This is a genomic window from Gluconobacter sp. P1C6_b, from assembly GCF_018811945.1.
Classification (GTDB): Bacteria; Pseudomonadota; Alphaproteobacteria; order Acetobacterales; family Acetobacteraceae; genus Gluconobacter.
This window is the reverse complement of record NZ_JACRVU010000001.1, coordinates 178,523-199,022: the sequence shown is the minus strand read 5'-3', so window position 1 is coordinate 199,022 and position 20,500 is coordinate 178,523. Positions and strand designations below refer to the sequence as shown.

Below are 20,500 nucleotides of genomic sequence, written 5' to 3'. Positions count from 1 at the left end.
CGGGATAACACGCATTGACCGCTAAAGATCATAAAATAATGTTACCTGTATCATAGATAATCACAAATTCATGTGATGTTGGGCAAGAAAAAACCCTGTTTCCCAAGGGAGACAGGGTTTTTTGCAAAAGCATCAGACAGCGCCGTGAGTGGGGCGGATGCGCCCGGCCTGAGCCTGATTTGCCTTACTTGGCGGCGGCGAGCGCTTCCATGATGACTTTGCCGGCTTCGGTCTTGTCAGCCCAGCCCGTGACCTTGACCCACTTGTTGGGCTCCAGATCCTTGTAGCGCTCGAAGAAATGCGTGATCGCCTTCTTCGTGATTTCCGGCAGGTCATCCACGGAATGCACATTGGTGAACTGCGGATGCACCTTGTCGTGCGGGACGCAGATGATCTTCTCGTCCTGTCCGCTCTCGTCTTCCATCTTCAGCATGCCGATCGGACGGGCGCGGATCACGGAGCCCGGAACAACGGCAGCCGGCGTCAGGACAAGGGCGTCTGCCGGATCGCCGTCGGCGGCCAGCGTGCCCGGAATGAAGCCGTAAGCTGCCGGATAGGCCATCGGCGTGAAGAGGAAACGGTCCACGACGAGCGCGCCGCTGTCCTTGTCCACTTCGTACTTCACCTGCGAACCCTGCGGGATTTCGATGACGACATTGATGTCGTTGGGCAGGTCCTTGCCGGGCGAGATCTTGGAAACGTCCATGATGTCCATGTCCTGAACTGTTTGGAGAGGCGGCGATACTACCGGTGCCCGAAGCCTCTGCCCAGAGTGGAATGGGGAGAAGTCATGCCCAGTGGCGGGAAGCAGACATAAAAAAAGCTCCCCGTGCCGTATGGCAGGGGGAGCTTCTGAAGATCCGTTCCTTGCGGAATGGGCTTCAGAGCATCGGCTGTGCGGCCTTGACGGCGGCGTGACAGGCGGCGCGGCGATCGTCTTCGTTCGTGTAGGCCACGAGGTAGTAGCGCTTGCCGTTGCTGTCGAAATAGCCGGCCGTGCCGAGCGCATAGTCGAAGTTGCCGACCGTCTGTTCAGTGGCCTTGTACTTCTCGCTCAGTCCGTACAGGACCGGGTTGCCTTCATCGTAGGAGACATACTGCTGCTCGACGCAGTAGTTCATGATGCCGGCCAGGTTGGTGGGCGAGACGCCCGTGAAGTCCTTGCCAGGCGTACCCTGAACGGCCGGCGGGGGCGGGGGGGACTGTTCCTGTGCCATGGCAGCCTGGGAAGCCAGACCCAGCCCGAGGGCGAGGCCGAGGACGGGCACGATACGACGAAACATCACGGTATCCTTAGTTCTGAAACCCAGTAGGTCTTAAACCTGTCGTCCGCGGTCACCCGCGGCTGAAATCGAACAATTCTCCGGTTTCCCGGAAAAGGGAAGTGTGTTGCAGAACATTTCTTCGTGATCAGTTCGTGAGGTTTGTGTCAGCCGGGGAAAATCCGCGGACTCAACCGGTGGATTCCAGCTCCGCGGGCGTGAGCGAGGGGTCTAAATACGGGCTTCGGGCATCGAAGAAGATGCGGTTCGTGTCCAGTTCCGTGGCGATGACGTCCAGACTGGTCAGGGCTGCGATCAGGACGAAGCGCTCACGCGGGCGGTCTTCATTGCGCTCGCAGGTCCGCAGACGGAGAATCGCAAGCTTCGTCGCCCGCAGGGTGCGGCCGTAATGTCCGTGATAGCGGCCACTGAAATGGCTCATGCGTCCCATGACCAGTGCCAGGGCCTGTCTGGCGTCGGGGCTCAGTTGCATGTCACGCCGGATGGCCTGAAGCCGTAGCAGGTTGAGCATGACGCGCATGCCTGACAGGATTCCCGTCAGATAGGCCTGGATGACGGGTGACGGCGTCGAGCCCGAATTGGTCATGAGCCGGACGAAGCGGTCCACGTTGCGCGACACCACGCTGTCCACCGTTTCCTGGGCCCGGCCATCGGCGATGCGGTGCAGGTCCCGCAGGATGTGCTCGCGCATGGTCCAGCGCTGGTGGGCGGGATCGTAGGGCAGGAAGACCCGGTACATCCATGAGGCGTAGAGCAGGCCCAGAACCAGGGGCAGGGCCGTGTTGAAATAGACGATCTCGTCCGTCTTCGCCTGATTGGACGGCCCGATGAGGATGGGCAGGAACAGGTTGTAGGACACAGCCGGAAGGGTCAGGGGCGGGTAGGCGAAGGCCAGACCGCCGATCATCATCGCCAGACCGGACCACATGCCGAGCATCTCGAACGTCGTCGATTTGCCCATCAGGGCCAGGTTGAGGATGCCCGCCGCGACGACCGCACAGCACGCACCGCGCAGGAAGGCCTGTGTGGCCAGCGCCGGCCGCTCCAGCGTGGAGAACAGGCTGCACACGATGCAGACGAACATGATGAAGGTCAGTCCGCTCGGCCAGGCCGTGCAGATCCAGATCAGGCCCGCGCCGAAAACCGTGACGGAGGAGCGCAGGCTGTTGGTGATGGCCTGCTGCCAGTCGCGGTAGGAGCGGATCGGTGAATGGAAATGGTCGTGGGCCTCAGGATGGCGGCTGGCCTCGAACTGGGTCAGGGCCATGCGCAGGGAATCAATCAGCTCGACGAGGGCCTGCTGGAGCATGCCGTGGCGCAGGACGGCCTCGCGGGTCGCATCGTCCGGCTGCGCGGTGTTGAAATCCGAGACGACCTTCTGGCGGCACTGACGGCGCAGGGTTCGCAGGTCGGCCAGGATGGAGGCCATGCTCTCCGTTCCTTCCAGCCGGGCGGGCAGCTTCAGGAACATGTCGCGGATGGCCTCGGCCTCACTGTGGAACATGTCGTCCTGACTGAGCGGCAGGCGCATGAGGGTCGCAAGATCGAGTGCGCGGGCGAGGAGCACCGCGATGTCGGCCAGGGCCGCGCGGGCGTGATCTCCGGCATGGTCGTGGCGGCCGAGCTCGACTTCCGCGAACTCCACCTGATCGCCGAGCGTCGTGATCTGGGTGAAGATGGCCTGCACGTTCTGCATGGCCCCTTCCTTGCCGACCAGAATGCCTGCAATGGCGGTCAGGGCCGGCTTAAGCGTGTCTTCGAACGTGCTGGCGAGCTGGTGGCGGGTGCGTTTGGTCAGGCCTAACTGGAACAGGCCCGAAATCGAGGCTTCGAGCACGATGCCGAGCAGGATGTAGGTGGCACGCGACATCGAGATGGCGAAGATGTGGTGCGGGTCCGCGATGCCGTCGAGCGAGACGATGGCGTAGGTGAAGCCCGAGGCGCGCATGCCGTGGATGCGGTAGTTCGTCATCGATGCCGGACCGGGCATGAACGTGCCGATCATGCAGAACGTGCCGATCCCGACCGCCAGCAGAAGGATGAACATCAGCGGTGCCTGCGGGAAGGCCGCGACCAGCGTAATGCCGCTGATGACGCCGACGACCATGCCGAACAGGTGCCATTTGGCCTTCGCAAGGCTGCGTCCGCGCGTGCCCTGTGCGACCATCCAGACGGTCAGCGCGGCCCATTGGGGGCTGCCGAGTTCCATCCACAGGGCGATGCCGAGGGCGAGCAGGGACGTGCAGGTGGTCCGGAGCGCATATCCGGCCATGACCGGATCGGGAGCGTAAAGCCATCGCAGTTTGCGGATGAGCGCGACCGGCCCGGCCTGTATCATGTCAGATGGGCACCGCTGTGCAGTTTTGCAGTATATGCAGGCATCGGACATTCCTTCGGGCAATACGGACCACTGGCGCCATCTCGCAACGGCAGCAAAGGTCGCCTGAACGGCCTTTCAGGAACGGGAAGGCGTGACACACTAACTTAAAAAGACATGTTCCACCATGTCGGCCCTTGCAAAAAGACCCGAGTTGGGCGATTTCGGACTGCACCCGCGCGCCTGTAGCTCAATTGGTTAGAGCCGGCCGCTCATAACGGCTTGGTTGGGGGTTCGAGTCCCTCCGGGCGCACGGTGTGTCGACCTGATTCATGCGGGACGGATGTTCCGCTTCTTCCCCGCCCATCCACCGATTGAGGAGACCTCCCATGGCCGCCTACCAGTACGTCTATGTCATGAAGGACCTCACCAAGTCCTATCCGGGTGGGCGTGAAGTCTTCAAGGGCATCACCCTGTCCTTCCTGCCGGGGGTCAAGATCGGCGTCCTTGGTGTGAACGGCGCGGGTAAGTCCACGCTGCTCAAGATCATGGCCGGCATCGAGAAGGAATATGGCGGTGAAGCCTGGGCCGCCGAAGGCGCGCGCATCGGCTATCTCGAACAGGAGCCGAAGCTCGACGAGAGCCTGACGGTTGGCGAGAATGTCGCTCAGGGTTTCGGTGAGCTGAAGAAGGCCGTGGACCGCTTCAACGAGATCTCGATGAAGTTCGCCGAGCCGATGTCCGACGACGAGATGACGGCCCTTCTGGCCGAGCAGGCCGATCTTCAGGAGAAGATCGACGCCGGCGACGGCTGGGAACTGGACCGCAAGCTCGAGATCGCGCTCGATGCCCTGCGCTGCCCGTCCGCCGACAGCCCGGTGACGAACCTCTCCGGTGGCGAGAAGCGCCGCGTGGCGCTGTGCCGCCTGCTGCTCGAAAAGCCCGACATCCTGCTGCTCGATGAGCCGACCAACCATCTCGACGCCGAGAGCGTAAGCTGGCTCGAAAAGACGCTGCGTGACTATGCCGGCACCGTCATGGTCATCACCCATGACCGTTACTTCCTCGACAACGTCACCAACTGGATCCTCGAGATCGAGCGTGGCCGCGGCTATCCGTTCGAAGGCAACTATTCCTCCTGGCTGACCCAGAAGCGCAAGCGTCTGGCCCAGGAAGAGAAGGAAGAAAGCTCCCGCCAGCGTGCCCTGGCGGCCGAACAGGAGTGGATTTCCAGCTCGCCCAAGGCCCGTCAGGCCAAGAGCAAGGCCCGTATCACGAAGTACGAAGAAATGCTGGCCGCCAATGCCGAGAAGGCTGGTGGCACCGCGGACATCGTCATTACGCCGGGTCCCCGTCTGGGTGGCACGGTCATCGAGGCCGAGAACCTCACGAAGGGCTTTGGCGATCGTCTGCTGATCGACAATCTCAGCTTCAAGTTGCCGCCGGGCGGCATCGTGGGTGTGATCGGACCGAACGGCGCGGGCAAGTCCACGCTGTTCAAGATGATCACCGGTGACGACCAGCCCGACAGCGGCTCGCTCAAGATCGGCGAGACGGTGAAGCTGGGTTACGTCGACCAGTCCCGCAACACGCTCGATGACAGCAAGACGGTCTGGGAAGAGATTTCCGGCGGTACGGACGTCATCCAGCTCGGCAAGCGCACGGTTCCGTCCCGCGCCTATGTGGGGGCGTTCAACTTCAAGGGGTCCGACCAGCAGAAGCGGGTGGGCGTCCTGTCCGGTGGTGAGCGCAACCGCGTCCATCTGGCCAAGATGCTCAAGCAGGACAGCAACGTCATCCTGCTCGATGAGCCGACCAACGATCTTGACGTCGATACGCTGCGTGCCCTCGAAGACGCTCTGGCGGAATTCGCAGGCTGCGCCGTGATCATCACCCATGATCGCTGGTTCCTTGACCGTCTGGCCACGCATATCCTCGCTTTCGAGGGTGACAGCCATGTCGAGTGGTTCGAAGGCAACTTCCAGGACTACGAAGCCGACAAACGTCGCCGTCTGGGTCCGGATGCGACCGAACCCGGCCGTATCAAGTATCGCCCGCTGGCCCGCTGATCCGGCGTTTTCCCCTCGGTGGGCGGGATATTCCGTTCACTGAGGGTCTATGCTGAAGGCCCGGGGAGAGCTGAGTGCTGGGGCGTGAAATCCGTACCGCCCGGCTTGTCCTGACTCCGGTCAACTGGCCGGATCTCGAAGATATGGTTGCCCTCAAGGGCGATGCTGGTGCCTTTGCCAGGATGCTAGGTGGTGTTCGCAACCGGACCACGACCGAAGAGGAAATGGCGGAGGACGTCAGTTTCTGGGCCCGGCGCGGCGTGGGGATCTTCGCCATCCGCGAAAATGGCCGCTTCGTCGGCATCACGGGCGTTCACGAACGTCCTGACGGGCGCGGTCTCGGGCTGCGCTTTGCCCTGTTCCCCTGGGCCGCCGGGCGCGGCATCGCCCGCGAAGCCGCTGCGGCCGCCCTGCGCTATGTGCTCGACTGTGGCGAGAAACGGATCGTGGCCGTTGCGCGGGAAGACAATCTTGCGTCCCGCACGGTTCTGGGCAGTCTCGGCCTGCACCACACCCAGACCTTCGATCGCAACGGCGACACCATGCTTCTGTACGAAATCACGGCGGACTGACGCACGGGCGCCCTATCGGGGGCGCAGGACGTGCAGGGACGGGAACCCCTCGACCGGCATGTAAAGGCTGGCCAGTCTTTCCCTGACGCAGGCGAAAAACGGCCGGACGGTCAGGGACGCGGGATCGCTCTCGGGCGTATAGACGATCAGGGGCGGCGGGTCTTTCAGCAGGCTCTGACACAGATCATGTGGATAGCCCGGGATGGCGTGCCGGGCATAAACCCAGTCCCAGGGCAGATACTCGTAATATCCATAAGGCGGTCTCCGGTCGGCCATCCAGTAGAATTCGGGCATGTAGGGCAGCATCAGGATGGGCTGTCCCGGCGGGACGAGGGCTCGGACCTTCTGGCTGATGGCGTCATTGACCGGCTGATAGAGCGTGTAGGGCGGCCTGTGGGTGGTGTCCCGGTAGGTCCAGCCGAAGGGGGTGTTGGTGGCCAATTGGCTGCCCCCCCAGAGCGCCAGCACTGTCAGAATGGCGCAGGGCAAAGCTTTGCCGACCGTCTTGCCCGGCTTTTCCCGCTGTTGGAAAAACGCCATGAGCCCCAGTCCTGACAGCGCGAACGCTACGATCAGGGTCTGCCCGTCCTTGAAGCCCACGGCGGCCCGCACGTTGAGAAGGATAATGCCCGCGAAGCCGATCAGAATGGCGATCCTGTTCCGTCCCGGCCGCCGGTAGAGCAACAAGAGAAGCGAGCCGATGAGCAGGAGATGGGCGAGGGTGGGGTAAAACGCTTCACCCTGAAAAGAGGGCAGGAGCGAGAGCAGGAAGGTGCCCGGTCCGAAATGGATGAACGGGGCATAGGCGATCTGGTTGAAGAGGATATGGAAGACCACAAAACTTCCGAGATCTGCATATCTCATGAACCACAGACCCAGCAGGAATACACCCAGGAGGGCGCCCCCTGCGAAGGCCCTGATGGTTCGGTATTCCTTTTGTCCGGCAAGAAGCCAGATGGCGGACGCCACGATCAGGAGCGCCCCCGGACCATAGGCATAGGCGCATGCCAGGATCAGGATCAGGATCAGACCGGCAAGCGCTGAAGGCAGGGCGGCGGGGGTTCTGCCGAACCAGGCCGGGACGACGAACAGGGCCAGCAGTCCCACGGTCAGAAATCCGGCCACGGCGTAGAAACTGACCATGTAGAACGCGTCCATCAGCCAGTAGGACGCAAGTCCCCCGACGAAGACCAGACTGGCGAGAAGGCGCTGTCGGGGTCCGGGGAGGGCGGATGTGGCACAGAGGGATGCGGCGGCCATGAGCGCCAGAAGCGGCAGGAACAGCCGTGCGCCCTGCGGGAAATGCCATCCGAAGAGGGCGCCGTAGAGCTGGGACAGCATGAAGATGACCGGTCCGTGGGTGTCCACATAGGACACATAGAGCCTGCCGCCCTCGTTCAGCATCCGGCCGCCCAGAAGATGTTCGCCCTCGTCGCAGAACGAGAGGAACCACAGGCCTTTCCAGCATGCCCAACCGAAGAATGTCAGACAGGCGAGGGTGAAGATCGCCAGTAGGATGCGCTGAAGCCCGAAAACGGGAAGACCCTTTCTCCGTACGGTTGTTCCGGCTTCTGGAAACGTCGGGTCTGTCATCCGGTCTTGTCTCATGGGCGCTGGATAGCAGAACGGACGGCCTTCCCACTGGAAAGCCGTCCGTTTCAGGAACTCACAACCGCAGAAGCGGTGTCTGGAGCAGTATCTTACTGATGATGGCTCAGCTGGCGCTCAAGGGCGGCGTTCAGCGCATCGACGTCGCCGTTATGGCGGGCCAGATAGGAACTGTAATCGCCGCGCTGGTTCATGCGCAGGCTGGCACCTTCGCCATACATGTCCACGACCTTGGGCGGGTTGCCGCCGATGATCAGCTGCATGTTGACTTCCGGCTGGCCCGGGCGGTCGATCAACGCGTTGACGCGCTCGCCTTCCGGTGTCGTGGTGGTGGTCGTGACACGGAAGCTCACGCCCTGATAGTTGCCGATCTGGTCGGTGATGGTGTTGACCAGCACTTGATCGAACAGGGAGATGTACTTGTCACGCTGGGCGGGGGTTGCGGTGCGCCAGTACTTGCCGAGGCAGTAGCGGCCGATCCCGGTGATATCGACATTTTCCTGCAGCAGCGGGAGAACCTCTTTCTTCTTCTCGTCCAGCGACTTGCCCGAGTTGACCACGGCAGCCAGACGGCCCCCGAAGGAGTTCACGAAATCCGTCGCCGTGCTGGCGTGAGCGGCCCCCGTTGCAACGGCGAGGGAGACGACGGCCCCAAGAACAGTGCGGCGCGAAAATACGTTGAACATGTCGTTCTCCTCAGTTGTACCAGTCAGGGGTGGTTGCGCGATCGTCGCTCTTTATGGTGTCGATCTGGCTCTGACGGTTCTGCTGCCAGGCACTCCGGATATAGGAGTACGGGTCCAGGCTGTCCTGTTCGAGATGGTCGATCTGGTCGATGGAGCTGGCATAGCCTTCCATGGTCCCGGCCACGTTGTAAGCCCAGTTGAAGGTTAGCAGATCATAGCCGCGAGGCACATAGTTGATCGGCGTCAGGCCCTGACTGATGCCGTAGCCGATGCCGTCGCGGATGTTGGTCGGGCCGACAAAAGGCACGAACAGGTACGGGCCGCCCGCCACGCCCCAGGTGCCCAGCGTCAGGCCGGGATCGGTTTCGTGCTGCTTGTAGCCGACGAGGCCGGCGACATCGAAAAAGCCAGCCACGCCAGCACTCATATTGATGGCAAAGCGCATGAAAGCATCTCCGGCACGACGCGGCTTGCCCGCGCCCACGTCGGAGAAGAACACGGCAGGCTCGCGCCAGGTTTCATTCACGTTTGCAATGGAATGACGCACGGGTTTGGGAACCGCCCAGATCCAGGCCTTGCCCACCGGGCGCAGGACCTTGTGATAGGCCCACATCTGGAGGTTGTACATCTTGCGGTTTGCGGGCTCGTAGGGGTCGTTGGCGGCCTTGTAGTCCGCCAGGTCGTCCGGATCCTTCGGCGGCGGGTTGCGCAGCGAGCCACAGGCTCCGAGCGTCAGCAGGGCGAGGGCCCCTGCGAGAGCCCTGCCGCGGCGTGACACACGACGTGAGCGCGTCTCCCGGATTTCGTTTTCGTCCTGCCGAAAGTCCATAACCATCCCCAAAATGCCCTTCCCGGCCCTGCGCTCACGAAGAAGTCACAGGAAAACGGAAATTTTCATAATCCGTTCCCTGCAGGACTCCATGAACCCCGATGGGCCACACGCCATCCGTCGCGGAAAACTGCGGAGGGGCGTAGTCATAACGTATCCTCCGATAGCGTGCATCCCTGTATGTCTGCAAATGCTGGTCGTTTGAAGAGGGCATCTGCTTTAACGATCCAGAGGCTCTTCCGTCCCTTTCGGGGCTTTGACCCCTCAGGGTTTTTGGGACCACTGTGGCCCCAACTCAACACCCGGGAGGTTTTCAATGTCCAGATTCTTCAGCTCCAGAAGCGCGCTTCTTGCGACTGTCGCGGCCCTCTCCGTAGGCGTCGGTGTGGCACAGGCGCATCCCACCGTTGCAAGCCAGCCCTGGGGCACCACGCCGGACGGCAAGCCCGTGCGGATCGTGACCCTGAAGAACGGCCTCGGCACGACGGCCCGCGTCATCACCTATGGCGGCATCATCCAGTCCGTCGAGACGCCGGACCGCGAGGGGCATGTTCAGGACGTGGTTCTCGGCTTCGACAACCTGAAGGGCTACACGGTCGACAGCGCCAAGGGCGGCCTGTTCTTCGGCGCCATTATCGGCCGCTACGCCAACCGTCTCGCGGGCGGTAATTTTCCCGTTGAAGGCAAGATCTATCACACCGACGTGACGGCTCCGCCGAATGCCCTGCATGGCGGTAAGAAGGGTTTCGACAAGAACGTCTGGACGATCGAAAAGACCGGCACCAATGCCAGCGGTGCGTATCTGACGCTCAAGCTGGTCAGCCCGGACGGGGATCAGGGCTTTCCTGGCAAGCTGACGACGCATGTGACCTATACGCTTGGCACGGATAATGCCCTGTCGCTGCATTATGTCGCCACGACCGACGCACCGACGGTTCTGAACCTGACGAACCACAGCTACTGGAACCTGAACGGCGAAGGCTCGGGCTCCATCGAGCCGGAAGTGCTTCAGATCAACGCCGATGGCTTCACGCCGACGGACGCAACGTCCATCCCGACCGGCCAGATCGCGCCTGTCGCCGGCACGCCGCTCGATTTCAGCAAGCCGACCGTCATCGGGGACCGTCTGCGCAGCAACGATCCGCAGATGATGTACGCGCGTGGCTATGACATGAACTGGGTCGTCAACGGGCCTTACGGTCAGGCGCCGCGTCTGGCGGGCAAGGTCTATGATCCGCGTTCGGGCCGCAGCATGGAGATCCTGACGAACCAGCCGGGACTGCAGGTCTATACGTCCAACTCGCTGGATGGCGGCTATGCCGGTGTGTCCGGTCATGCCTATCGTCAGGGCGACGCGATTGCGTTCGAGGCCGAGCACTATCCCGACAGCCCGAACCACCCGTCTTTCCCTACGACCGAACTGAAGCCGGGCCAGACCTTCGATTACACGACGACGTTCAAGTTCTCGAACAAGTAACAGCTCTCAGGGGGCCGGGGCGCAGGCTCCGGCCCCTGAAATGTAGGTCAGGCTGGCCGGGGCGTGGTGCCCACGATCCGTGCCGGGTTCCCGACGGCAGTGGCATAGGCAGGGATGTCTTCCAGCACCACGGAGGCCGCGCCGATCCGCGCATACTCTCCGATGACGAGGCGCCCGAGGATTCTGGCTCCGGCGCCGATCATGGCCCCGCGACGCACGATGGGGTGACGGTTGCCGCTGAGCTTGCCCGTGCCGCCCAGCGTGACATCCTGAAACAGCGAGACGTCGTCCTCGACGATGCTGGTTTCGCCAATGACAATTCCCGTTCCATGATCGATGCTCAGCCGCCGTCCGAGACGGGCGGCAGGGTGGATGTCGATGGCGAAGAGTTCGTTGATCCGGCTCTGGAAATGATGCGCCAGATGCTGGCGGCCTTTCGTCCAGAGATGGTGCGAAATCCGGTAGGCCTGAAGCGCCTGCCATCCCTTGAAGAACAGAAACGGCGTGACGAGGTCCGGGCACGCCGGATCGCGGTCATAGGTCGCGAGAATATCTGCTGCTGCCGCTTCCGCGATGTCGGGCTCGGCACTCAGGATTGAGGCGACGAGGCGGGTGATCGTCGTCGCGGGGATGGAGCGGTCCGCAAGTTTGGTGCCCAGCAGGGAGGCCAGTGCGGATGCAAAATCCGGATGATCGCCGATATTGGTGGAAAAGACATCCTGAATCAGTGGGTCATGGCAGCTGCATGCCTGGGACTGCATGTCCTTCCAGAAGGCCACGAGGTCCGATGACCTGTCGGTAATGGAGGTCTCCTCGGCCGCTCCCATCATACGCCCATGGCCTTTCGTACAAAGGCCCGGCGCAGGGCGGGAAAGCGCTGGACGCCCGCAATGCCGATATCGCGCAGACGGCGCAGGACGGGATTGTCGTTGCCGAACAGGCGCTCGAGCGCATCCGTTGCGGCGAGCATGGCCATGTTGCCCGGCCGCGTGCGGCGCTGATAGCGGACCAGAAGCTCGCGGCTGCCCATATCCTTGCGGTTCCGGTGGGCCTCGATCAGCAGGTCAGCGAGTGAAATCACGTCCCGGAAGCCGATGTTCAGGCCTTGCCCTGCGATCGGATGGATGCCGTGCGCGGCGTCACCGGCCAGCGCCAGACGCGGGCCGATATAGCTCTGGGCGTACTGGGCCGAGAGCGGATAGATCCAGCGGCGTCCGACCGGGATGATCTCACCCAGATCCTCATCCGCCATGCGGGCCTTGATCTCGCGTCCGAAGATTTCGTCCGGCAGGGCATGGAAACGCTGGGCGCGGCCTTCGCCTTCGGCCCAGACAATGGCGGAGCGGTGCGGGTGTTCGGTCGTGCCGGGCATGGGTAGGCGTGCAAACGGCCCTTCCGGCAGGAAATATTCGAGCGCCACGCCATGATGCGGCTTTTCATGGGCGATCGTCGCGACGATGCCGTATTCATTATAGGGGATCTTGGTCAGGCCAATCCGTGCCTGACGGCGCAGCGGGGAGCGACGCCCTTCCGCGGCTACGGCCAGCTTGGCCGTGACGGTTTTCCCGGAGGCCAGACGGATGGAGACATGATCCGGATGGAACGTGAAGCTCCCCAGATCCGGCGCCAGCACATCAAGGCTGTCATACTGCTTCAGCGTCCGGTTGATCGCCAGTCGAAGGTCCCGTGCCTCGACCATCCAGCCAAAGCTCTGGCCTTCGGGGGCGTCTTCGGGGCCGAAATGCAAGGTCAGCGGGGACGGGGCCTCATGCGGGCGCCCGTCCGCCACGAGGATCTCATGGATTGGCTGGGCCACGTTGGGCAGATTGTCCCAAATGCCTGCGTCCGCCAGCATCCGGCGAGAGCCTTCTGCGATGGCATAGGCCCGGCCGTCCAGGGCAGGATCTTCCATGCCGGGCAGGGCACTGCGGTCGATGAGCAGGACGCGCACGCCCTCTGCCGCCAGACGACACGCCAGCGTGGCGCCCACGGGGCCGGCACCGTTGATGCAGAGGTCGTAATGGGTTTTTTTCATCGTACTCATCTCCCTGCCCCTGTCCTACTCCTGCGACGGTTTGAGCGGAAGGGGGCGGCGCGCGTTACGACCCGCAGCGCGCCAGCTTCAACTGCAGCAATGCCAGAGCGGCCCGATGAAACAGGCGGGCCGGAGACTTCCGAGGGTCTGAGGAGAGGGCGAAGCAGAGCTCTTCATCGCGCTGGATGACGTCAAACCGTTCTTCCAGCGTCAGGCTACGGCCCGTGCGTCCTGTCCAGATGGGGCTCGGGTAATACTGAGGTCATAACCCATGGGCACTCCGGAAATCTGCAAACTATAGCGTTAAAGAGAGGCGACGGGAGGTACGGTTTTTCGAAGTCAATCATGATGCCGAAAGCGTCCGCGCCAAGAAAATTTTACTCAGGTAGCCATTGCTGTGCTTCACTGTCATCCTGCGGGAGAAATTTTTCTTCCGGTAATTTCGCATGATGCCCGGAAGGCAGGGAACAATTCATTCCCCCTGATGTTCTGTCCTGCGTCAGCATGACCGTCCGCGGAAGAAAGGCCTGAGCCTCTGCCGCACATCTCCCTTTCCTGACAGCGTGCCGGGAAGGGACAGACTTTGAATATGCAGAGGAAAGGGCACCGAACAGCGCATGATCGAACATTCCTACGTCAATTCCATGAGCCGGGTCGGGAATCTTCTGAGCTGGCTTCCCGCTCCGCTGGGTTCGATCCTCCTGCTGCTTCTGGCGGCGGGAATTGCGCTGCTGTTCAGCCGTGTCATTACGGAAGCCCTGCCACGGCTGCCGGGCCTGCGCCGCATCCAGTTCATTCATGCGATCATCGCGCGCCTGCGGACGACCATCCGTAACTTCCTGATGATCATCGCGGCCAGTGCCGCCCTTCAGGCCACGACCGGCTTCACCTCCGCGACGATGACCTTTCTGGAACAGGCGTTCCTGTGCCTGTTCATCCTCAATCTCGGTTTCGGCATCATCAAGACGTTCCGTCTGCTGACGGATCAGTACCTTAATCGCATCACGGCCAAGGAACACACGGACGACATCACCGCGCGTTCGCACCAGACGCAGATCCGCGTCCTGCGGCGGCTGATTGAGATCTCGTTCGGCGTGCTGACGGTCGCGTCCTCGCTGATGGTGTTCCATTCGGTGCAGAAATTCGGCGTCTCGCTGTTTGCGTCCGCCGGTGCTGCTTCCCTGATCGTCGGTCTGTCCGCCCGTCCGGCCCTGTCGAACCTGATTGCAGGCATCCAGATTGCCGTGACCCAGCCGATCCGCATGGAAGACATGCTTATCCTGAACGGGGACTGGGCCTGGGTTGAGGAAATCAACGCGACCTATGTCGTCCTGCGCACCTGGGACCGCCGCCGTTACATCGTGCCGATCTCGTACTTCCTTGAAAATCCGTTCCAGAACTGGACGCACAGCTCACCGTCTCTGATCTGTTCGCTGTTCCTGTGGCTGGACTATCAGACGCCGGTCGAACGCCTGCGGGAGATCTATTTCGAGGAACTCGCCAAGTGCCCGGACTGGGATCAGGACAAGACCTCCATCGGCTGCCAGATCGCGGACAGCAATGCACAGGTCATTTCCATCCGGCTGATCGCGGGTGCTGCGGATGCGAACGGGATGTGGAATCTGGGCTGCGACATCCGTGAGCGCATGCTGCGCCGTCTGCGCACGGAAATGCCGGAATGTCTGCCGCGTGGCCGCACTGCCATTGTCTCCGGGACGCCGGACCAGAACCCCTGGCCGGATAATCTGGTCGCCCCACCGGTCAACCGTCCGCAGGATGGCCCCTATCGCGGCCCGGACATGCCGGCTTCTCCTCCCGCAGCGACGTCCGGACGCTCCTGAGGAGACGCGTTTGGGCAACAGCATCCCGCGTTCAGGAAAATTTCGGCGAAAACGGCATGGGCGGTCTGCCAATATCATTATGAGACTGGCATGATCTGGGGCATACTCTGATACAGATTGCCAGACCGCAACGAGGATATGCCGTTCGTGAAGCTCGTTACTGCCATCATCAAACCGTTCAAGCTTGATGACGTCCGCGAAGCCCTGACCCCGCTTGGGGTGCAGGGCCTGACTGTTACCGAGGTCAAGGGTTTTGGCCGCCAGAAGGGCCAGACCGAAATCTACCGCGGTGCCGAGTACCACGTCAGCTTCCTGCCCAAGCTCAAGATCGAGGTCGCTGTTTCCGACACGATCGCCGAGGACGTGATCGAGGCCATCATGACCGCAGCCCGCACCGGCAAGATCGGTGACGGCAAGATCATGGTCTCCAGCCTCGACCAGCTTATCCGGATCCGTACGGGAGAAACCGGCGAGGGCGCTCTCTGATGGCCGCCTGTGCGCTGAAGCGCGCCGCGTTTTCCATCGCAGCCGGCACCGCCATTCTCCCTGCGCTCGCTCAGGCGGCTCCGGCCGCCGCACCTATCGATACGGGTGATACGGCCTGGATGCTCGTCAGCACGGCTTTTGTGCTGATGATGACCATTCCTGGTCTGGCGCTGTTCTATGGCGGCATGGTCCGTAAGAAGAACGTACTGGCGACGCTGATCCAGTCCTTCATGATCTGCTGCATCGGCAGTCTGGTCTGGATGGTCGCGGGCTACAGTCTGGCGTTCGCGACCGGATCGCCCTGGATCGGGGATCTGTCCCGCGTTCTGCTGCGGGGTGTGGCGGACAACTTCCATGAAGGTGTTGATTCCGCCTTCACACTCGGTGCGGGCACGCCCGCTGCCGTGCCGATGACGATCCCCGAGAGCGTCTACATGATGTTCCAGATGACGTTTGCCGTCATCACCCCGGCGCTCATCACCGGCGCCTATGCGGAGCGCATGAAGTTCTCCTCCATGTGTGTCTTCACGGTGGCTTGGCTGCTGCTGGTCTATGCGCCGGTTGCGCACTGGGTCTGGAGCCCGACGGGCTGGGTCGCAGGGCTTGGTGCGGTGGACTTCGCCGGTGGTACGGTCGTGCACATCAATTCCGGTGTGGCCGGTCTGGTCTGCGCGATCGTTCTCGGGCGCCGCAAGGGCCTTGGGACCGAAGACCTGTCTCCGTTCAACCTGACCTACGCCATCATCGGCGCATCCCTGCTCTGGGTTGGCTGGTTCGGCTTCAACGCCGGCTCCGCACTGGGCGCCAATGGCCGTGCGGGCATGGCCATGCTGACGACGCAGGTCGCTGCGGCAGCGGGCGGCGTGGCCTGGATGGTCGTCGAATGGGCGCGCACGGGCAAGCCAACGGCTCTGGGCATCATCTCGGGTGCGGTGGCCGGTCTGGTCGCCATCACGCCGGCCGCAGGGTTCGTCCTGCCGGGCAGCGCGGTCCTCATCGGTCTGATCGCCGGTGCGGGATGCTTCTGGAGCGCCACCTGGCTCAAGCACCGCTTCAATTATGATGACAGTCTCGATGCGTTCGGCGTTCACGGTACGGGCGGCATCATCGGCGCCATCCTGACCGGTGCTTTCGCCTATGGTCCACTATCCGCCTCGGCTTCCAACCCCGAAGGGACGGTTGCCAGCGTCCATCAGGTGATTGCACAGGCAGAGGCCGTGGGTGTGACCGTGGTCTGGTGTGTTATCATGACGACGCTGATCCTGAAGGTTCTGGATCTGGTGATGGGCCTGCGGGTCTCGCCGGAAGAGGAGCTTGAAGGTCTCGACATGGTTCTGCATGGTGAGCGCATCAACTGACTGCGCCCATCGGGCGGTTACGCTGCGGGGGCTGTTTTCTCCCGCCGATTTCAGAATGAAGGTTCTTTCTGTATGACGTTTACAAAAGCCTTTTCCGGCCTCTCCCTCGCGGCACTTCTGGCCGCCGGGCTGAGCGTTGCCCCCGCGCATGCCATGACGGCCAAGGAATGCCACGCTGCATTCAAGACGGCCAAGCAGAACGGTTCCCTGAACGGCCAGTCCTACAAGGCCTTCAAGGCTGCCAGCTGTGGCGAAACGACCAAGGCTGCCGCCGCTCCGGCCGCCGCGGCTGAAACTGCCCCGACCGCTGCGGCAACCCCCGCTGCTTCAACCAGCGCCGCAGCGTCGGACTCTTCTCCTGCCGCGACAAAGGCTCCTATCGCACCCAAGGCCGCGGTTGCTTCGTCTGGCAATGTCGTGTTCCCGACGGCCATCTCGCCGGAGTTCAGCAAGCTCTCCGCTGGCAGGGCCCGTCAGAAGACCTGCGTGGCCCAGTACAACGCCAACAAGGCGAACGGCGGAAACGGTTCGCTGAAATGGATCCAGAAGGGCGGCGGCTACTGGTCGCAGTGCAATTCACGCCTCAAGGGTGAATGAGCGCCGCTTTTCAAAAAAAGGCTCCTTCCTTCGGGAAGGGGCCTTTTTTATTTGATCATACGTCTCATCAGCATGGCTGTTGGAGAGGAACGGAAGGCGTTATCTGTCTTTCCGCTCCCTCCCGATCAGTTCCAGCCCTTTTTCATACGTCGTGACAGAAAATTCCGGAAAATGACGCTTGAATTTCGCTGAATCAAAAAGATTGTCCTGTTCATAACGCGGGAGCAGTTCCCTGATCTCCCGTATCTGCTTTGAAAAAATGCCCGCCATGATCAGCGGCCACTTTCCGAGGAGCGAATAGGAAGGCGTCCGTCCGAAAACTCTGCTCGCCATGGCGACAAATGTCTTATAGGTCGGCCGATCATCACAGCATGGCAGGTGCCAGGTCTGCCCGAAAGCAGCCGGTGTATTGCCCAGCATTGCCAGCGCACGGCTTGCATCCGGCGTCCAGATGAGAGTGCGGCGTGTATCGTCACGGACAGGAACCAGAGGCCTTTTTCCGGTTTTCAGCCTGTCGATGATCAGGGCATTGGTGAAGCTCTGTGTTTTCCCCGGACCATAGAATTCCGGTGCGCGGGCGATGAGCACGGGAATGTCTCCCCGCGCCATTTCTTCCAGCACCATGGAGGCCATTGCGGCGCGGACCCGACCTTTCCGGCCAACGGCCGCGAAGCGGGTTTCTTCCGTCTGAAGCTGACTGTCCTGCGGATACATGTAGGTATTGTCGAAATAGGCAAAGCTCGCGCCAGCAGTCCGGCAGGCCTGCAAAGCATTCTTCAGCATGATGGGAAACCGGTCTTCCCAGAGTTTGCTGTCCGGAGGCAGACCAGCTGTGAAATAGACGATGTCGCTGCCTTTCACCGCTTCGGTGGTCTGTCGGACGTCCATCAGGTCCGCAGCCATAACAGCATCGTCTTCATTGACCTTGCGGGGATTGCGGCTCACCAGACGCAGGTCACGCGTATGATCATGATGCAGGCTCTGCGCCAGTTCGGTGGCGATCTGACCGTTCGCGCCAAGAATTGTTTGCATATGTCTTAGCCTCTGCGTTGTCTGACAGATGAGGGATATGCAGCTTAACGTTCGAGTCAGATTTAAGGTCAAACAGGAGATTGACCTTCAGCCAGGATCGAACGTTACAGGATGGGTGTTTGAGTACCCTGCCACACGAAAGGGGCCAGTCATGAACCGCCGTATCCTTCACGTTGCCACCAACGTCGCTCATTTCGACAATCCTGCTCATCCTACCGGATTGTGGCTGTCGGAACTGACACATGCCTGGGATGTGTTCGCCGCCAGGGGGTTTGAACAGCATATTGTCAGTCCTCGAGGCGGGAAGGTTCCGCTTGAGCCCAAGGCTTTGAAATGGCCCATGTGCGATCAGTCGGCCAGGGCATGGCTGAACGATCCCGCAGGAATGGCTTTGCTGGACTCTACGCAAAGCCCTGATGACGTGCGGCCCGAGAATTATGACGCGATCTACTTCACCGGTGGTCACGGCGTGATGTGGGACTTCCCGGACAGTGACGGTCTTCAGGCCATCACCAGCGCGATCTGGGAGAAGGGCGGCATCGTATCCGCTGTCTGTCATGGATATTGCGGGCTTCTGAACATCCGGCGTGCGGACGGTTCTTTTCTGGTCTCCGGCCGAAAGATCACCGGTTTTTCATGGACCGAGGAAAGACTGGCGGGTGTTGTGCGCGAAGTGCCTTATAATGCGGAAGCGAAAGTGAAGGCACGGGGGGCGATTTACGAAAAGGCACTCCTGCCATTCATGTCCCATGTCGTGACCGACGGACGGCTGGTCACAGGGCAGAACCCCTTTTCTGCCAGGGCGACGGCCAAGAAAGTCGTGGCGCTTCTGGATGGGGCTTAACGGGGTGCCGTCTTTTTGCGGCGGCTAGGGCTGAGCGACTGACGGCGGTCCTTCGTATCCAGAAGGCGGATATCGCCTGATGTGACGTCGAGGGCTTCAGGGTTTTCCGCAAGCATATTCGTCAGGACACGATGTGCATTGGCTGCACAGTCCATGTCGTCGGGGCGCGCCTGAATATCCTCAATCAGACGAAGCAGATGCGCTCTGCTCTGGGTCAGGCGTACCTGCAGCGCTTCGATATCCGCAATCTTGCGTGTCAGGGCATCCATCAGCGCAGCATGATCCCAGTGCGTCAGATCAGAGGGTAGCAGGGTGCGGATTTCGTCCAGCGTAAACCCGGCCCGCTGCGCCGTAATGATAAGACCCAGGATCATCACGGCCTGCGGTGGATAGGTCCGGTATCCGTTGGGACGACGCCCGACCGCCTTCAGGAGGCCAATCTGCTCATAGAAGCGGATGCGCGAGGGCGTAAGTCCGCTTTGCTGTGCCAGTTCTCCAATCTTCACGATTTACCTCCGGTCATGAACGCAGCTTGACCTTGAAGTTAGCTTCAAGGTTAGGTTCTGACCAGTATCCCGTTATTGATCAGCCAGGAGGCGTATCATGTCCTTTGTCACCACATCTGACGGTGTAGAGATTTTCTATAAGGACTGGGGATCGAAGGATGCCCAGCCGATTGTTTTTCATCATGGCTGGCCGCTGAGTGCCGATGACTGGGACGCGCAGATGCTGTTCTTCCTGAGCAAGGGATTTCGCGTCATCGCGCATGACCGTCGCGGTCACGGAAGGTCGGCACAGGTGAGTGACGGTCATGACATGGACCATTACGCGGCCGACACCTCGGCCGTTGTGGAACATCTCGATCTGAAAAACGCCATCCATGTCGGCCATTCAACAGGCGGCGGACAGGTGGCCCGCTACGTCGCAAAATATGGCCAACCTCAGGGGCGCGTTGCCAAAGCTGTGCTTATCAGCGCAGTGCCCCCTCTGATGGTACAAACAGAGCGAAGCCCTGAAGGTGCTCCGATCGAAGTTCTTGATGGATTGAGGGCCGGACTGGCAACCAATCGGGCACAGTTCTTTCTCGATGTTCCTACCGGACCGTTCTACGGCTTCAACCGCACGGGAGCAGAAGTTTCCGAAGGCACGATCCGCAACTGGTGGCGTCAGGGCATGATGGGCAGCGCCAAGGCCCATTACGAGGGTATCAGAGCCTTCTCCGAAACGGACCAGACCGAGGATCTGAAGGCCATCACCGTGCCGGTGCTTGTGCTGCAGGGCGATGATGATCAGGTCGTGCCTTACCAGAACGCGGCTGTCCTTCAGGACAGGCTGCTTCAGGACAGCACGCTGAAAATCTATCCCGGTTATCCGCATGGCATGCATACGACACATGCAGACATCATCAACGCCGATATTCTGGCGTTTATTACCCGATAAAGCATGTACCTTGGGCAGGTGAAGGC

19 protein-coding genes and 1 tRNA gene are annotated in these 20,500 nt (G+C 61.4%); 10 read left to right on the top strand and 10 right to left on the bottom strand.

What is annotated here, in order from left to right; genetic code table 11:
- Window positions 1-184: 184 nt before the first annotated feature.
- The 3 genes from ppa to KP701_RS00880 all read right to left on the bottom strand — a co-directional run bounded on the left by ppa (window position 185) and on the right by KP701_RS00880 (window position 3,621).
- Window positions 185-706 carry an inorganic diphosphatase gene (gene ppa, locus KP701_RS00890; protein ID WP_215745289.1) on the bottom strand — a complete coding sequence of 174 codons (522 nt, stop codon included), beginning with the start codon at window positions 704-706 and terminating at the stop codon, window positions 185-187.
- Between the two features lie 175 nt (window positions 707-881).
- The gene (adhS, locus tag KP701_RS00885) at window positions 882-1,283 is read right to left on the bottom strand and encodes an alcohol dehydrogenase subunit III (protein ID WP_215745288.1); all 402 of its coding nucleotides are present in this window, start codon (window positions 1,281-1,283) and stop codon (window positions 882-884) included.
- 169 nt (window positions 1,284-1,452) lie between these two features.
- Window positions 1,453-3,621, bottom strand: coding sequence for an FUSC family protein (locus KP701_RS00880; RefSeq protein ID WP_215745287.1), 2,169 nt, complete (start codon window positions 3,619-3,621; stop codon window positions 1,453-1,455).
- A gap of 218 nt (window positions 3,622-3,839) precedes the next feature.
- Here KP701_RS00880 and KP701_RS00875 point away from each other — a divergent pair.
- The 3 genes from KP701_RS00875 (at window position 3,840) to KP701_RS00865 (ending at window position 6,241) form a co-directional block, all read left to right on the top strand.
- A tRNA-Ile gene (locus KP701_RS00875) sits at window positions 3,840-3,913 on the top strand.
- A gap of 76 nt (window positions 3,914-3,989) precedes the next feature.
- Entirely contained in the window at window positions 3,990-5,669 is a 1,680-nt protein-coding gene (gene ettA, locus KP701_RS00870; protein WP_215745286.1) for an energy-dependent translational throttle protein EttA, read from the top strand.
- Window positions 5,670-5,743: 74 nt separating this feature from the next.
- A complete protein-coding gene (locus KP701_RS00865; RefSeq protein ID WP_215745285.1) occupies window positions 5,744-6,241 on the top strand; it encodes a GNAT family N-acetyltransferase in 498 nt (165 codons plus the stop codon).
- Between the two features lie 12 nt (window positions 6,242-6,253).
- Here the strand turns inward: KP701_RS00865 and KP701_RS00860 are convergent, their stop codons facing one another.
- The 3 genes from KP701_RS00860 to KP701_RS00850 form a co-directional block, all read right to left on the bottom strand.
- Complete coding sequence (locus KP701_RS00860; protein WP_215745284.1) at window positions 6,254-7,834, bottom strand: hypothetical protein; 1,581 nt, start codon at window positions 7,832-7,834, stop codon at window positions 6,254-6,256.
- Between the two features lie 107 nt (window positions 7,835-7,941).
- A complete protein-coding gene (locus KP701_RS00855) occupies window positions 7,942-8,535 on the bottom strand; it encodes a phospholipid-binding protein MlaC (RefSeq protein ID WP_215745283.1) in 594 nt (197 codons plus the stop codon).
- A 10-nt stretch (window positions 8,536-8,545) separates the two neighbouring features.
- Window positions 8,546-9,364, bottom strand: a complete 819-nt coding sequence (locus KP701_RS00850; RefSeq protein ID WP_215745282.1) for a VacJ family lipoprotein — start codon at window positions 9,362-9,364, stop codon at window positions 8,546-8,548.
- A 316-nt stretch (window positions 9,365-9,680) separates the two neighbouring features.
- Here KP701_RS00850 and KP701_RS00845 point away from each other — a divergent pair, with 316 nt between their 5' ends.
- A complete protein-coding gene (locus KP701_RS00845; RefSeq protein WP_215745281.1) occupies window positions 9,681-10,841 on the top strand; it encodes an aldose epimerase family protein in 1,161 nt (386 codons plus the stop codon).
- A gap of 47 nt (window positions 10,842-10,888) precedes the next feature.
- On the opposite strand, the gene cysE is transcribed toward KP701_RS00845, so the two are convergent.
- Together cysE and KP701_RS00835 are read right to left on the bottom strand one after the other, a co-directional pair.
- Window positions 10,889-11,671, bottom strand: coding sequence for a serine O-acetyltransferase (cysE, locus tag KP701_RS00840; RefSeq protein WP_215745280.1), 783 nt, complete (start codon window positions 11,669-11,671; stop codon window positions 10,889-10,891).
- Window positions 11,668-12,885: a UbiH/UbiF/VisC/COQ6 family ubiquinone biosynthesis hydroxylase gene (locus tag KP701_RS00835; RefSeq protein ID WP_215745279.1), complete on the bottom strand. Its 1,218-nt coding sequence runs from the start codon at window positions 12,883-12,885 to the stop codon at window positions 11,668-11,670. The genes cysE and KP701_RS00835 overlap by 4 nt, the downstream gene beginning before the upstream one ends.
- Window positions 12,886-13,493: 608 nt before the next feature.
- On the opposite strand from KP701_RS00835, the gene KP701_RS00830 reads away from it, so the two are divergent.
- The 4 genes from KP701_RS00830 (at window position 13,494) to KP701_RS00815 (ending at window position 17,158) form a co-directional block, all read left to right on the top strand.
- The gene (locus KP701_RS00830; protein ID WP_252345308.1) at window positions 13,494-14,717 is read left to right on the top strand and encodes a mechanosensitive ion channel family protein; all 1,224 of its coding nucleotides are present in this window, start codon (window positions 13,494-13,496) and stop codon (window positions 14,715-14,717) included.
- Between the two features lie 147 nt (window positions 14,718-14,864).
- Window positions 14,865-15,203, top strand: coding sequence for a P-II family nitrogen regulator (locus KP701_RS00825; protein WP_024716650.1), 339 nt, complete (start codon window positions 14,865-14,867; stop codon window positions 15,201-15,203).
- On the top strand, window positions 15,203-16,561 hold the full coding sequence (locus KP701_RS00820) for an ammonium transporter (RefSeq protein ID WP_305798391.1): 1,359 nt from the start codon (window positions 15,203-15,205) through the stop codon (window positions 16,559-16,561). The genes KP701_RS00825 and KP701_RS00820 overlap by 1 nt, the downstream gene beginning before the upstream one ends.
- A gap of 72 nt (window positions 16,562-16,633) precedes the next feature.
- A complete protein-coding gene (locus KP701_RS00815; protein WP_215745278.1) occupies window positions 16,634-17,158 on the top strand; it encodes a hypothetical protein in 525 nt (174 codons plus the stop codon).
- 99 nt (window positions 17,159-17,257) lie between these two features.
- Here the strand turns inward: KP701_RS00815 and KP701_RS00810 are convergent, their stop codons facing one another.
- Window positions 17,258-18,190, bottom strand: a complete 933-nt coding sequence (locus KP701_RS00810) for an SDR family oxidoreductase (RefSeq protein ID WP_215745277.1) — start codon at window positions 18,188-18,190, stop codon at window positions 17,258-17,260.
- Between the two features lie 151 nt (window positions 18,191-18,341).
- Here KP701_RS00810 and KP701_RS00805 point away from each other — a divergent pair, with 151 nt between their 5' ends.
- Window positions 18,342-19,034, top strand: coding sequence for a type 1 glutamine amidotransferase domain-containing protein (locus KP701_RS00805; protein WP_215745276.1), 693 nt, complete (start codon window positions 18,342-18,344; stop codon window positions 19,032-19,034).
- Here the strand turns inward: KP701_RS00805 and KP701_RS00800 are convergent.
- Window positions 19,031-19,540: a MerR family transcriptional regulator gene (locus KP701_RS00800; RefSeq protein ID WP_215745275.1), complete on the bottom strand. Its 510-nt coding sequence runs from the start codon at window positions 19,538-19,540 to the stop codon at window positions 19,031-19,033. The two genes, KP701_RS00805 and KP701_RS00800, sit on opposite strands and share 4 nt — an antisense overlap.
- A gap of 97 nt (window positions 19,541-19,637) precedes the next feature.
- On the opposite strand from KP701_RS00800, the gene KP701_RS00795 reads away from it, so the two are divergent.
- Window positions 19,638-20,474, top strand: coding sequence for an alpha/beta fold hydrolase (locus KP701_RS00795; RefSeq protein ID WP_215745274.1), 837 nt, complete (start codon window positions 19,638-19,640; stop codon window positions 20,472-20,474).
- Window positions 20,475-20,500 lie beyond the last annotated feature (26 nt).